We start from the raw sequence: 14378 nt of genomic DNA on the forward strand, positions 1-14378 counted from the left end.
TCACCGTTTCGTCATATCACGTACCCTTGAAGACCTGCATACCCCGTAAGACGCACGTCCGCCCGATCTATTCCCGGGCATGAAAACCACCCGCCGGGGATGCACCAAAAATCGACTTCGTTCACGGATCCCGCATCATGCTTCGTCACCTGAGCCACCCCGTCACCTCGCTTGCCCAGAACGCCACGCTGATCTGGTGCGATGCCACCGGGGCCGCGGCCTGGGTCGACCCCGGCGCGGATGCCGCGACCCTCGAACAGATCGCCCGCGAGCACGGCCTGCATCTGGAGAAGATCCTCCTGACCCACGGCCACCTGGACCATGTCGGGGCGACCGCCGAACTGGCCGCCCGTGCCAATGTGCCGGTGATCGGGCCGCATCGCGACGACGCCTTCTGGCTTGACCAGCTCCCGGCGCAGGCGCAGATCTTCGGCTTCCCCGAGACCGCGCCACTCGTGCCCGACCAGTGGCTGGAGGATGGCGACACCATCGCGCTGGGCCAGACCACGCTCCGGGTGCTCCACTGCCCCGGCCATACCCCGGGGCACGTGGTCTTCCACGACTCCGAGAGCGGCCTGGCCCTGGTCGGCGACGTGCTGTTCCACGGGGCAATCGGCCGCAGCGACTTCCCGCGCGGCAACGGGCGCGAGCTGATCGCCTCGATCACCGACAAGCTCTGGCCGCTGGGCGACGAGACCCGGTTCGTGCCCGGCCACGGCCCCGAGTCCACCTTTGGTGAGGAACGCCGCAGCAACCCCTTCGTCGGCGACGCGGCCCTTGCCGCCGGTGGGCAGCCCGGCCGCGGCCGCTACTACTGAGCCCTGCGGAGCAGCATCTCTCAAATGAAACGGGCCGCCCCGAGGGGCGGCCCGTGTACGCACGGCGCCAGGCGTCTTCTCAGCCGTTGGCGCGCAGCGCGGCGATGCGCTGTTCGATCGGCGGGTGGCTCATGAACAGCTTCTTCAGGCCCTGGGCCATGCCGCCACGGATCCCGAAGGCCGCCATCTGGTCCGGCATGTCCACCGGCCGCCCGGAGGCCCGGGCCAGCGACTCCAGCGCGCCGATCATCTTCTCGCGCCCGGCAAAGCGGGCCCCCGCCTCGTCGGCGCGGAACTCGCGCTGACGCGAGAACCAGAACACGATGATGGAGGCCAGGATCGCGAGGATGATCTCGGTCACGATGGCGGTAATCCAGAAGGCCGGTCCGTGACCCGACTCGTTCTTGAAGATCACCCGATCGACGAAGTGGCCGATCACGCGCGACAGGAAGATCACGAAGGTGTTCACCACACCCTGGATCAGCGCCAGGGTCACCATGTCGCCGTTCGCCACGTGGCCGACCTCGTGCCCCAGCACGGCCTCAACCTCACCCTGCCCCATGTTCTGCATCAGTCCGGTGCTTACGGCCACCAGGGCGTTGTTCTTGCTCATCCCGGTGGCAAAGGCGTTCGGGTCGGGCGAATCGTAGATTCCCACCTCGGGCATGCCGATACCGGCCTGCTTGGCCTGGCGCTGCACTGTCTCCAGCAACCACTGCTCGGTGGCGTTGCGCGGCTTGTCGATCACGTGGACCTTCATCGTCTTCTTCGCCATCCACTTGGAGATGGCCAGCGAGATGAAGGACCCGCCGAATCCGAACACGGCGGCGAAGATCAGCAAAGCGGTCAGGTCGAGATCGACCCCCTGTTCATCGAGGATGCTCTCCACACCCAGGATACGCAGGGTGATGCTGAGCACGATCAGGATGGCGAAGTTGGTCGCCAGAAACAGCAGAACACGTTTCATGAAGTTTTCCTGTACTCCATCAATCCATTTACGGGGATGTCGCAATCATCGGGGCGCACCGCGCGAATTCAAGCGCCACCCCGATCAGTGACCACCGGAGCGCCCCGGGGTTCAGGCCGGGCGCACTTCCAGGCGGTCCGCATTCTGGTAGCCGCGTGGCAGCTGGCGCCCGCGCCGGGCGCGCTCGCCCACGTACTCCGCCCACTCGGCCGGGGCCAGTGCCTTGAAGCGCTTGCCGGCGTGCACGACCAGGGTGTCCTGCGGCCCCAGCACGGCCACGTCGAGCACCCGCTCGGAGCCGTCCTTGAGGGCCGCGGACGGGATGCCGATCAGCTTGTTGCCCTTGCCACGCGCCAGCTCCGGCAGCTCGGTGGCCGGGAACAGCAGCAGGTAGCCGCGGGTGGTGACGACCGCGATGTGGTCCTCGTGCGGGTTGCGCACCGGGGCCGGCTGCAGCACAGCCGCCCCAGCGGGCACGGTGAGCACATTCTTGCCCGCCTTCTGCCGGCCCAGCAAATCGCCCAGTTTGGCGACGAAGCCGTAGCCGTGATCCGAGCCCAGCAGCCAGCGGTCTTCCTCCGCACCAGTGGCCATGCCGACAAAGCGCGCGCCCTCCGGCGGGTTCACGCGGCCGGACAGCGGCTCGCCCTGCCCGCGCGCGGACGGCAGGGTGTGCGCGGGGATGGTATAGGTGCGGCCGGTGGAGTCGATGAACGCGACCGGCTGGTTGCTGCGCCCGGTGACCGCGGCCTGGAAGGCATCCCCGGCCTTGTAGCTGAGCCCCTGGGCATCCACGTCGTGGCCCTTGGCCGCGCGTGCCCAGCCCTTTTCCGACAGCACAATGGTCAGCGGCTCGGTGGGCACCAGCGCGGACTCGTCCAGTGCCTGCGCGGCGGCGCGCTGGACCAGCGGCGAGCGACGTTCGTCACCGTAGTCCGCGGCGTCCTTCTCGATCTCGCGCCGCACCTGGGTGCGCAGGCGGCGCTCGGACCCCAGGGTCTTCTCCAGCTGGTCGCGCTCCTTGGCCAGTTCGTCCTGCTCGCCGCGGATTTTCATCTCCTCGAGCTTGGCCAGGTGGCGCAGCTTCAGCTCCAGAATCGCCTCGGCCTGGATATCGGACAGGCCAAAGCGGCTCATCAGTTCCGGCTTGGGCTGGTCGTACTCGCGGATGATCGCGATCACCTCGTCGATATTGAGATAGGCGATCAGCAGGCCTTCCAGCACATGCAGCCGCGCCTGCACCTTCTCCAAGCGCCACTGCAGACGCCGGCGCACGGTCTCGATGCGGAAGCTCAGCCATTCACTCAGCAGCCCGGCCAGGTCGCGTACCTGCGGTCGGCCGTCCAGGCCGATCACGTTCATGTTCACGCGGTAGGTCTTTTCCAGGTCCGTGGTCGCGAACAGGTGCGCCATCAGCGCCTCGACATCCACGCGGTTCGAGCGCGGGGTAATCACCAGACGGGTCGGGTGCTCGTGGTCGGACTCGTCGCGCAGGTCCTCGACCATCGGCAGCTTCTTCGCGCGGATCTGGCTGGCGATCTGCTCCAGCAGCTTGGCCCCGGAAACCTGGTGCGGCAGCGCGGTGACCACGATGTCGTCGCCTTCGCGTTCATAGCGCGCCCGCGCGCGGATCGAGCCCTGGCCGGTCTCGTAGACCTTTCGCAGCTCGGCGGGCGGGGAGATGATCTCGGCCTCGGTGGGAAAGTCCGGCGCCGGCAGGTGCTCGCACAGCTCCGCCACCGTCGCCTTCGGGTGCTCCAGCAGGTGCACGCAGGCCGCGGCCACCTCGCGCAGGTTGTGCGGGGGGATGTCGGTGGCCATGCCCACGGCGATCCCGGAGCCGCCGTTGAGCAGTACATTGGGCAGCCGCGCCGGCAATACCTTCGGCTCGTCCAGCGCGCCGTCGAAGTTCGGCACCCAGTCCACCGTACCCTGCCCCAGCTCCGAGAGCAGCAGCTGCGCGTAGCGCGACAGGCGCGACTCGGTATAGCGCATCGCGGCGAAGGACTTGGGATCGTCCGGCGAGCCCCAGTTGCCCTGCCCGTCGACGAACGGGTAGCGGTAGGAGAAGGGTTGCGCCATCAGCACCATCGCCTCGTAGCACGCCGAGTCGCCATGCGGATGGAACTTGCCGAGGACGTCGCCGACCGTGCGCGCGGACTTCTTGTACTTGGCCGTGGCCGAGAGCCCCAGTTCGCTCATCGCGTAGATGATGCGGCGCTGCACGGGCTTGAGCCCGTCGCCGATGTGCGGCAGCGCACGATCCAGGATCACGTACATGGAGTAGTCCAGGTACGCCTTCTCGGTAAAATCCTTCAGCGGCAGCTGCTCGCCGCTGTTGGCGAACAGGCTGGGGGTCTCGATATCGCTCATCGGCGCTCTCGCGAATGATGGGTGGCGCGGGCTTTTACCCCGGACCGGGCCCGCGTACTGTAGCGGGCACGCGCCCGCCATTCCACGGGGTCACGGGAAAACCGCCGAACCGGGGAGCGGAGAAGCCCCGGAGGAGTCCATTCGTGCTGGATACAGGCTGGATCGCCAGTATCGCTGCCGTCGCCGTGTTTGCCCTCGCGGCGATCAGCGTGGTGCACGCCCTGCTGCAGCGCCGCGACACCGGGACCATCATCGCCTGGGTCGGGTTGATCGTGCTGCTGCCGCTGGGCGGCTCGGTCCTGTACTGGCTGTTCGGGGTCAACCGCATCCGCCGGCGCGCCCACGCCCTGCGCGAGGGCTATCTGATCGCCGACCCCAGCGCCGGGGGCGCCACCCTGAGCGAGCCGCCGGAACGCTGGCAACGCCTGCTGCACTCCGGCGACCGACTGAGCCCTTTCCGCCTGGTCGGCGGCAACGCGATCGAACCGCTGTTCGACGGCGACCGCACCTATGCCCGCATGCTGGACGCCATCGACAGCGCCCGTCACAGCATCACCCTGGCCACCTACATCTTCGACTACGACCGGGTCGGGGAACGCTTCGTGGACCGCCTGCAGCAGGCCCAGGACCGTGGCGTGCAGGTGCGCGTGCTGATCGACGCCATCGGCGCCCGCTACAGCCGCCGCAACACCCTGCGCCGGCTGCGCCGAGCGGGGATCCCGGCCACCACCTTCATGCCGGTGCACCTGCCACGCAGTCTGGCCGCCTTCAACCTGCGCAACCACCGCAAGATGCTGGTGATCGACGGCCACCAGGCCTTCACCGGGGGCATGAACATCCGCCGCGGCCACAGCCACGCCGATCCGGGCCCCCACCCGATACACGACCTCCACTTCGAGCTGCGCGGCCCCGCCTGCACGCAACTACAGCGGGTGTTCACGGAGGACTGGCAATTCGCCACCGGGGAACGTCTGGACGGCCCGCGCTGGTTCCCGGATACCGTTGCCCCGGCCGGGGCCCGTGCCTGTCGCGGCCTGCCGGACGGCCCGGACGAGGACTTCGAGGTCCTGAACTTCACGCTGCAATCGGCCCTGGCCGAGGCCCGCGAGCAGGTCACCATCATCACCCCGTATTTCCTGCCGGACGTGGCGCTGACCGGCGCGCTCAAGGCCGCCGCCCTGCGGGGCGTCCGGGTCGACATCCTGATCCCGGCCCGGAGCAACCTGCGGCTGGTGGAATGGGCCAGCCGCCCGCAACAGGGCGAGCTGCTGGAGCGCGGCTGCCGCCTGTGGCTCACCCCGCCGCCCTTCAACCACGCCAAGCTGATGCTGGTGGATCGCGAGTGGGCCCTGGTCGGCTCCGCCAACTGGGATCCGCGCAGCCTGCGCCTGAATTTCGAGTTCAATCTGGAATGCCTGGATGCCGGCCTGGGCGGCGAACTGGCCACCTGGGCCGACGCCCTGCGCGCGCAGTCGCACCCCCTGACCCTCGACGAGGTCCGCGCCCGTCCGCTCCCCGCGCAGCTACGCGACGGGGCCGCCCGCCTCCTCACTCCCTACCTGTAACGCGGGGCGACACTCCCCGGCCGGCGTGCAGACAGCGTTAGCCGGCCCCCATGCGCCGCCCCCCCGAACCGGGGCGGCGGCCTGCGGTCTTTTGTACTGTAGGCGATGTCACGCGAATACCCGACGGGGCCCGATTCGCTTCGCCGCAGGGGAGTAAAGGGATGTTACGACGCGCGGAAACCGCAAAGGGACATCGATGAACGGGGTCCTGGTGCCGTCGCTCTATCTGGCCGCCGGCCTGGCCGCCTACGCCAGCCTGAGCCACCTGCTGCACAGCCGCCAGAGCGCGCGGCGCACCGAGCACCGCCTGTTCGCCACGATGTGCGCCCTGATGGTGGTGGTCGCCATCGGCTCGGCCCAGACCTACCAGGCCGACAGCATCGCGGCCTACACCCGCGCCCTTACCCTCAACATCTACCTGCTTGCCCCGTTCTACGTCCTGTTCGCCGCCTTCGTCGCGGCCCATACGCGGACGCCCGCACGCGGCCTGATGACCGGACTGCTGGTACTGCTGGGCATCACCTGGGTGGTCAACACGCTGCAGCCCTACAGCATGCAGTACCGCCACATCGAGGAGCTGCGCATCCTCGAGCTGCCCTGGGGCGAGAACGTGGCCCTGGCCGTGGGCACGATCAGTCCCTGGTTCGGCTTCGGCGTCCTCGCGGTCTTTCTGGTGTTCGGCTTCGCGCTGGTCACGTTGATCCGGCATTACCGCCGCCACCGTCAGGCCACCACCCTGCTCCTGCTGGGCGGGATCGGGGTCTTCGTGCTGTTCACCATCCAGGGCGTGCTCGCCCGTGCCGGCGCGCTGGAGATGCCGCAGCTCGCACCGTTCGGCTACGTGGTGATGGTGGTGATGATGAGTCTGGTACTGAACCGCGAGACCGGCGAACGCCTGCGCGACTCCGAGAGTCGCTTCCGCGCGCTGGTCGAGCAGTCCCCCATCGGCATCCAGGTGCTCACGCCGGAAGGCGAGATCCGCCAGACCAATGCCGCCTGGGAACGCATGCATGGCAGTGACGCCTCCCGCCCGGGCGGGAACGTCCTCGAGCGCCCGGATGCGATCGACCAGAAGCTCCTGGAGCCGCTCGCGGATGCCGTGCGCGGGCACTACCGCGAGATCGGCCCGCTGGCCTACACCCCGCCGACGCCTGCCAACACCGGGAGCGAGGCAGGCCCTTCCGGCCCGCCCGGGGAACGCTGGCTCCGGGGCTGTATCTACCCGTTGCAGGATGCGCAGGGCGAGGTACAGGACGTCATCGTGATGCAGGAGGACGTGACCGCCGCGCACCGCAGCGAGGATGCCCTGCGCCTGATCGCCGAGGGCCTGCAGGCACGCTCGCGCGAGGAGTTCTTCCAGCAGCTGGTGCTCAAGCTGAGCAACCTGTTCGATGCCGACTATGCCCTGATTGGCACGGAAGCCCCGGACCAGTCCGGTGTGGTCGAGACCGTCGCCCTGTGCGCCCACGGGCGTATCGTCGAGAACTTTCGCTATGACCTGGCCGAGACCCCCTGCGAACGCGTGCTGGAGATCGGCACCTGTATCTATCCCTGCGATGTTCAACAACGCTTCCCGCGCGACGAGATGCTGGTGGAGATGGATGCCGAGAGCTACCTCGGCGCCCCGCTGCTGGACAGCCAGGGGACGCTGCTCGGGCACATCGCGATGGTTAACCGCCATCCGGTCGAGGATGTCGACAAGGCGATGGAGATCCTCGGGATCATGGCCGACCGCGCGGGCGCCGAGCTGGAACGCCTGCATACCGAGGAGCACATCCACGCGCTGGCCTACCACGACGCCCTGACCGGGCTGGCCAACCGGACCCGCCTGCATGACGACCTGACCCGGCATATCGAGGAGGCCGTCGCCGGCGACCTGCACGGCGGGCTGATCCTGATCGACCTGGATCACTTCAAGACCATCAACGATGCCCTCGGTCACGCGGTGGGCGACACCGTACTGGGGGCGGTTGCCGACCGACTGCGCAGCCATGCCCCGGAGGATGCGCTGATCGTCCGCCTGGGGGGCGACGAGTTCGCCGTGGTGCTGCCCCCCCGCGAAGGGGCCCGCGAGGCGCTCGAGTCCGACCTGCACGCCATCGCCGAGCGCATCCTCGAGGCCCTGCAGCGACCCATCGTGATCGGCGAGCGCACCTTCGGGGTCGGGGCCAGCCTGGGCTGCGTATGCTATCCGGATGCCGGCGAGAGCTCGGCCGATGCCCTGCGCCACGCCGATATCGCCCTGTACCAGGCCAAGCGGGCCGGGCGCGGCGGCGTGCAGTTCTACCGCCATGCGCTGCAGGACGAGGCCCATGCCCGCCTGCAGATCGAGGACGGTCTGCGCCAGGCGGTGGAGCGCGGCCAGCTGGACCTGCACTACCAGCCCCAGCTCGATGCCGCCGAACGCCTGATCGGCGCCGAGGCCCTGCTGCGCTGGCGGCACCCGGAGCTGGGCGCGGTTGCGCCGGACCTGTTCATCCCGGTTGCGGAGGAGACCGGCCTGATCCATGGCATCGGCAACTGGGTCCTGGACCATGCCCTGGAACGCCTGTCGCAGTGGCAGCAGGCGGGGCTGCGCCCGCCGCGCCTGGCCCTGAACCTGTCGCCCTGGCAACTCTCGCGCCCCGATTTCGTCGACCAGTTCCAGGCCCGCCTGCGCCACCACGGGGTCGACGCCAGCGCCGTGACCCTGGAGGTCACGGAATCCGGACTGCTGCGCGACCTGCCGGATGCGATCGCCAAGCTGGGCGCGCTGCAGACCCTCGGCGTGCGCATCGCGCTGGACGATTTCGGCACCGGGTACTCGTCGCTGGCCTATCTGCGCGATCTGCCGGTGGACGAACTGAAGATCGACAAGTCCTTCGTGCAGGGGCTGCTGGCCGGTGGCGACCGGACCCTGATCGAGAACATCGTGGACATCGCCCGCAACATGGAGCTGGACGTGATCGCCGAGGGCGTGGAACACGCCGAGCAGCGGGACCAGCTACTGGCGCTGGGCTGCACGCGCTTTCAGGGGTTCCTGTTCAGCGAGCCCCTCGCCGAGGAGGCCTTCGCCGCCCGGCTGCGGCAATAGCACCGGTTCAGTCGCGAGCGGACGGGTCCTCCAGCCCGCACCCCAGGGCGCCCCGCCGGCGCAGCGCCAGATCGGTTGCGCGCACCGCCGCCTCGGGACACTCGTGGTAGAGCACGATACGGCTGCCACCCTCTTCCTTGGCCAGATACATGGCGCGGTCGGCACGCTGCAGCAGGGTCTCCGCGTCGTCGCCGTCCCCGGGATAGAGCGCCGCCCCCATGCTGAGGCCCACGTACACCGCTTCGCGGTTCACCTCCACCGGTTCCTCGAAGCGCTCGATCAGCTTGAGGCCGACACCGGTGACGGCATCGGGATCACGGATATTCTCCAGCAGCAACACGAACTCGTCGCCACCCACGCGGGCGACCACATCACTCTCCCGCACCCCCTCGCGCAGGCGCCGCGCCACGGTCACCAGCATCACGTCCCCGGCGTCATGCCCCAGGCGGTCATTGATCGGCTTGAAGCCGTCGAGATCGCAGACCACCAGGGCCAGCCCGGTGCCGGTCCGCTGGGCCCGGCGCAGGGCCTGCTGCAGATGCTCCTGCAACAGGCTGCGGTTGGGCAGGCCGGTCAGAGAGTCGTGGTGGGCCTGATGCCACAGGCGCTCCTCCGAGGCCTTGTCGCGGGTGATGTCGCGCACCATGCCCAGCACCTGCACGGCCCGCCCCTCGGCATCACGGTCGATCTCGCCCTCCACCCGGACATGGCGGACCCCGCCGTCCCGGCGCACGACCCGGTGATCCACCCGGTAGAAATTCTCGCGGTCCAGGGCCTCGTTGGTGGCGCGCCGCACGCGGGTGCGATCATCCGGGTGGATGGCGCGCATGTACGCCTCGAAGCCGGCACTCTCGGTGCGCGGATCGAGACCGAACAGTTCGAAGACATGCGACGACCAGTTCATGCGCTGACCCCGGATATCCCAGTCCCAGTAGCCGGCCCCGGCGATCCGCTGCGCCTCTTCCAGACGCTCGGTGGTCTCCTGCAACGCCGCGGTGCGCCGGGCCACGGCGGCCTCCAGCCCGGCCTGCGTCTCGCGCAGACGGGCCTCGACCTGCTGGCGGCTCTCCAGCTCCTGGCGCAGCGCGGCATGATCGCGCCAGATCCGCCGGCGCACGCGCACCCACATCAGCAGCATGATCAGGACCGTGATGCCGGTGGCGATCAGCGTGATCTGCTGCGCCTGCTCGTGACGCCGGGCCATGGCGGCCACCGCCTCCTCGTTGTCATGCTCGAAGGCCTGCAGGATGGCTTCCATCTGCTCCAGGACTTCCTCCTGCACCGGCATCGCCTCGGCATACAGGAGGGCCAGCGCCTCGTTGCGCCCACCCGCGAGGGCGACGTCCACGAGTTCGGACAGGATCGGAGCCCCGGTCGCGGTCAGCTCGCGCAGCTCCGCCAGCAACGCGGCATCGCGCGGGGTCCGGGCCAGCAGCTCGGCGCCCGCTCGGGCCTCCAGAAAACGTTCGGCCAGTTCGCGAAACTCCCGCTGGTAGCGGTCCTGCAGGGCCGGATCCTCGGCGCTGATGACCAGCGAGGCGCGCAGCATGCGCTCGCGTACCAGGCTGCGCATGCGGTGCACGCGATCCACCTTCTGCACGTATTCCTCGGTCAGGGCCTGGACGTCGTACTGCAGTTGCTGCACGCGCAGCCAGCTGGCCATGGCGACTACCGCGACCAGCAACAGCACCACGACAAAGGCACTGGTCAGACCGGGGACGACAGGACGCGAGGGCATGGCTGCTCAAGCCACCAAGGATACGGGCCACGCCCCATACGCACACAGGCCGGTTGCCGGCGAAACCCCGCAAACCGCTGTCGCATCCTTGACGCGCATCCCGTTCCCCCTGTTTGATCGATCGCATCTGCACGATCCAGCCGCGAGGGTGCCGCGAGATGTCCACCAATACAAGCGCTGACGCTGCCGACCCCGCCCCGGGGCGCGCGGAATGCGCCCCAACCAGATCGCGACGGGCTGAACTGGAACAGGCCTACCGCAAGGCGCGGTACTGCGTGGAGACCGCGGACGGTTCATGGGTGCTGCGCATCGACCGGGCGGCCGATGAGGTGGCGGCCTGGATGGCGGGGCATGGCACCCACCGCCTCGTCGTGCTGACCGCCTGCAACCCGGGCAGCCAGCCGCTCACCGAGGAAGAAAACCAGCAACGCCAGCAGCGGTTGGAGCGAGCCGTGACGGAACAGGGCCTGCGCGCCTGGCCGGCCTGCAACCGCGATCCCCTGGGCCACTGGCCGGACGAGCCGGGCCTGGCGATCGCGGACCTGCCCGAACACCTGCTCGCGCGCTGGCTGGAGACATTCGGCCAGAACGCCGCCGTGCTGCTGGAGCCGCCCGAACCGCCACGACTGGTCTGGAGGGCCGGACGGACCGGCCGTCCTGTGCCCCCGCCAGGGGATGCAGATTAGAGCGGCAGGCGCCCGCCGGAGGCGACCACGATCGTCGCCAGGCCGATCAGGGTATTGATCCCGACCAGGATGCGGATCTGCCCCAGCCGGCGCAGGCCTTCCTGGGCGTCATCCGCGGCAATGGCCAGGCGCATGCGGCGAAACGGCGCGAAGAACACATGGGCGAAGATCGCCATCATGATCAGACCCAGCAGCAGCATGGTATGCACGCTGGGGTGGACGTCGCCCATGCCGCCGAACACGCCGAAGATCATGTAGAAGCCGGTCGCCAGGATCACCAGCACCGAGGCCCAGACCCACGGGAAGAAACGGGCGAACACGCCCTCCCAGAGCTTCAGCCGGGGCATGCCCTCGAGCTGCTGCCCCGCCACCGGGCGCAGGAACATGTAGGCGAAGAACATGCCGCCCACCCAGATCACCACCGCCAGTACATGCAGCACATTCGCCAGTGCGTATCCCGTCATTGCCTGCTTCCTCTGTGTCGTTGTCCGTGTGCCGCGCAGTGTATCCGTCCGCGCCCCGGTCTGCCGAGTCCGCGGACACCCCACACGGGCGTCCGGATCAGTAGAATGGCGCCATCCGCGACAATCTATCCGGCCGAACAAGGAGCCCGCATGTCCCGCGAGATCATCCAGACCGATAACGCCCCGGCCGCCATTGGCCCCTATTCCCAGGCCGTGCGCGCCGGCGACACCCTGTACCTGTCGGGCCAGATCCCGCTGGATCCGGCCACCATGGAACTGGTGGGCGGCGGCATCGAGGACCAGATCCGCCAGGTATTCGCCAATCTCCAGGCTGTCCTGGAGGCCGCGGGCGCGAGCACCGCGGACATCGCCAAGCTGAACATCTTCCTGACCGACCTGACCCACTTCCCGCTAGTCAACGAAATCATGGGCGAGGTCTTCGGCGAGCCCTACCCGGCACGCGCCGCGATCGGCGTGGCCGCCCTGCCCAAGGGCGCCCAGGTGGAGATGGATGCCATCGCCTGGTGCCCGCGCGGCTGAGCACCCGACGCGAGCCCCTGCGGTGGACCTGCAGGCCCCGCTGACCACCCTGAAGGGTGTCGGCCCGGCGGTGGCCGAGCGCCTGGAACGCCTGGGCCTGACACAGGCCGGGGACCTGCTGTTCCACCTGCCCCTGCGCTTCGAGGACCGCACCCGGCTGACCCCGATTGCCGCGCTGCGCCCGGGCCCGGCCGCGCTGTTCGAGGGCCGCGTCACCCATGCCGAGGTGGTGCACCGCCGCCGGCGCATGCTGGTGGTCACCCTGGCCGACGACCAGGCACAGATCCTGCTGCGCTTCTTCCACTTCGGCGCCAACCAGCAACGGCGCCTGGGACCCGGCACGCGCATCCGCGCCTTCGGCGAGCCGCGCGGCCTGCCCGGGGCGCTGGAATGCGTGCACCCGGAGCTCCAGACCGTGGGGGATACCCCGCCCGCGCTGGAATCGCACCTGACCCCGATCTACCCGACCACCGAGGGCATCTCGCAGAAGCTGCTGCGCCAGCTGGTGACGCACGCCCTGCCGGGCATGCAGGCCCTGCCCGATCTGCTGCCGGAGCTGTCCCGCCAGGGCCTGCCCGGGCTGCACGCCGCGCTGGAACAGCTGCACCATCCCCCGGCGCGGGCCGATGCCCTGGGCGAACTGGATACCGCGGAGAACCGCAGCCCGGCGCGCACCCGCCTGGCGCTGGAGGAGCTGTGCGCCCACCAGCTCGCACGCATGCAGCAAAGCCGGACACCACAGGACGCGCGCGGCGCCCCGGTCATCCAGCCGCCCGGGGCGCTGTGGCAGCAACTTCGCGAACAGCTTCCGTTCGCGCCGACCGGCGCGCAGGAACGCGTGACCGCCGAGATCTTCGCCGACCTGGCGCGACCGCAACCGATGAACCGGCTGGTGCAGGGAGATGTGGGCTCGGGCAAGACCCTGGTGGCAGTCGCGGCCGCACTGGCCGCGGTGGAGGCCGGCTTCCAGGTCGCCTTCATGGCCCCCACGGAGCTGCTGGCGCGCCAGCACGGGCGCAACCTCGCCCAGTGGCTGGAACCGCTGGGGATTGCGATCGCCTGGCTGGGCGGACGCCAGACCGCGAGCGAACGCGGCCAGCTGCTCGCCGAGCTGGCCGCGGGCCAGCGGCAGGTCGCCATCGGGACCCACGCCCTGTTCCAGGAGGAGGTCCGCTTTCACCACTTGGGGCTTGCGATCATCGACGAGCAGCACCGCTTCGGCGTGCACCAGCGCATGGCCCTGCGCGACAAGGGCAACGGGTACATGCCGCACCAGCTGATCATGACCGCCACGCCCATCCCGCGCACCCTGGCCATGGCCCTGTATGCGGAACTCGCCAGTTCGGTGATCGACGAGCGCCCGCCCGGGCGCACGCCGGTACGCACCGCGCTGATCAGCCACGAGCGCCGCGACGAGGTCATCGAGCGCATCCGCGCCGCCTGCGGCTCCGGCACCCAGGCCTACTGGGTCTGCCCGCTGGTGGAGGAGTCGGAACAACTGGAGGCGGAATCCGCGGAGGCCACCGCCGAACGCCTGCGCGAAGCGCTGCCGGAACTGACCATCGGCCTGGCCCACGGACGCATGAAGGGCCCCGAGCGCGACGCGGTGATGGAGCGCTTTCGCGCGGGGGCAATCGACCTGCTGGTCGCCACCACGGTCATCGAGGTCGGCGTGGACGTACCCAACGCGAGCCTGATGATCATCGAGAACGCCGAGCGCATGGGACTCTCGCAGCTGCACCAGCTGCGCGGCCGGGTCGGGCGCGGCAATACCGCCTCCGCCTGCGTACTGCTCTACCGCCCGCCACTGGGCGAGACCGCGCGCGAGCGCCTGGAGGCGATGCGCCGCACCGACGACGGCTTCGAGATCGCCGAGGTGGACCTGAAACTGCGGGGGCCGGGAGAACTGCTGGGCACGCGCCAGACCGGCGATCGCAGCTTCCGCGTCGCCGACTGGGGTCGCGACCAGGACCTGCTGGACGAGGCCACCACACTGGCCGCACGAATCGAGAACGACCCAGCCCGCGCCGGCGCCCTGATCGAACGCTGGCTGGGCAGCGCCACCCGCTACGCCACCGTGGGGTAACCGAAAGGCGATCGCACTACGCAGGCACCAAGGGAAAAAGCGTCAACAGGAAGACGGGAAGGTTTGAA

General features: G+C 69.3%; 10 protein-coding genes. 6 read left to right on the forward strand and 4 right to left on the reverse strand.

Annotation, left to right across the window (positions count from 1 at the left end):
• Positions 1-137: 137 nt before the first annotated feature.
• Positions 138-818 (forward strand): MBL fold metallo-hydrolase, encoded by a 681-nt coding sequence (locus tag F793_RS0104595; protein ID WP_018882739.1) that lies wholly within the window; start codon positions 138-140, stop codon positions 816-818.
• Between the two features lie 79 nt (positions 819-897).
• Here F793_RS0104595 and htpX read toward each other — a convergent pair whose 3' ends face one another.
• Positions 898-1785, reverse strand: a complete 888-nt coding sequence (gene htpX, locus F793_RS0104600; RefSeq protein WP_018867169.1) for a protease HtpX — start codon at positions 1783-1785, stop codon at positions 898-900.
• A gap of 111 nt (positions 1786-1896) precedes the next feature.
• Entirely contained in the window at positions 1897-4158 is a 2262-nt protein-coding gene (gene parC, locus F793_RS0104605) for a DNA topoisomerase IV subunit A (protein ID WP_018875845.1), read from the reverse strand.
• A gap of 143 nt (positions 4159-4301) precedes the next feature.
• Here parC and cls point away from each other — a divergent pair, with 143 nt between their 5' ends.
• Positions 4302-5723, forward strand: a complete 1422-nt coding sequence (gene cls, locus F793_RS0104610) for a cardiolipin synthase (protein WP_018882740.1) — start codon at positions 4302-4304, stop codon at positions 5721-5723.
• 196 nt (positions 5724-5919) lie between these two features.
• The gene (locus F793_RS0104615; protein WP_018882741.1) at positions 5920-8796 is read left to right on the forward strand and encodes an EAL domain-containing protein; all 2877 of its coding nucleotides are present in this window, start codon (positions 5920-5922) and stop codon (positions 8794-8796) included.
• A 7-nt stretch (positions 8797-8803) separates the two neighbouring features.
• On the opposite strand, the gene F793_RS0104620 is transcribed toward F793_RS0104615, so the two are convergent.
• Positions 8804-10534, reverse strand: a complete 1731-nt coding sequence (locus F793_RS0104620) for a diguanylate cyclase domain-containing protein (RefSeq protein ID WP_018882742.1) — start codon at positions 10532-10534, stop codon at positions 8804-8806.
• Between the two features lie 158 nt (positions 10535-10692).
• On the opposite strand from F793_RS0104620, the gene F793_RS13330 reads away from it, so the two are divergent.
• A complete protein-coding gene (locus F793_RS13330; RefSeq protein ID WP_038032887.1) occupies positions 10693-11220 on the forward strand; it encodes a DUF3293 domain-containing protein in 528 nt (175 codons plus the stop codon).
• On the opposite strand, the gene F793_RS0104630 is transcribed toward F793_RS13330, so the two are convergent.
• On the reverse strand, positions 11217-11684 hold the full coding sequence (locus F793_RS0104630; RefSeq protein WP_018867163.1) for a CopD family protein: 468 nt from the start codon (positions 11682-11684) through the stop codon (positions 11217-11219). The genes F793_RS13330 and F793_RS0104630 overlap by 4 nt on opposite strands.
• Before the next feature lie 150 nt (positions 11685-11834).
• On the opposite strand from F793_RS0104630, the gene F793_RS0104635 reads away from it, so the two are divergent.
• Both F793_RS0104635 and recG read left to right on the forward strand, forming a co-directional pair.
• Complete coding sequence (locus F793_RS0104635) at positions 11835-12224, forward strand: RidA family protein (protein WP_018867162.1); 390 nt, start codon at positions 11835-11837, stop codon at positions 12222-12224.
• Positions 12196-14310, forward strand: a complete 2115-nt coding sequence (recG, locus tag F793_RS0104640) for an ATP-dependent DNA helicase RecG (protein WP_255349405.1) — start codon at positions 12196-12198, stop codon at positions 14308-14310. The genes F793_RS0104635 and recG overlap by 29 nt, the downstream gene beginning before the upstream one ends.
• Positions 14311-14378: the final 68 nt, after the last annotated feature.

The organism is Thioalkalivibrio sp. ALE22, assembly GCF_000381445.1.
Classification (GTDB): domain Bacteria; phylum Pseudomonadota; class Gammaproteobacteria; order Ectothiorhodospirales; family Ectothiorhodospiraceae; genus Thioalkalivibrio.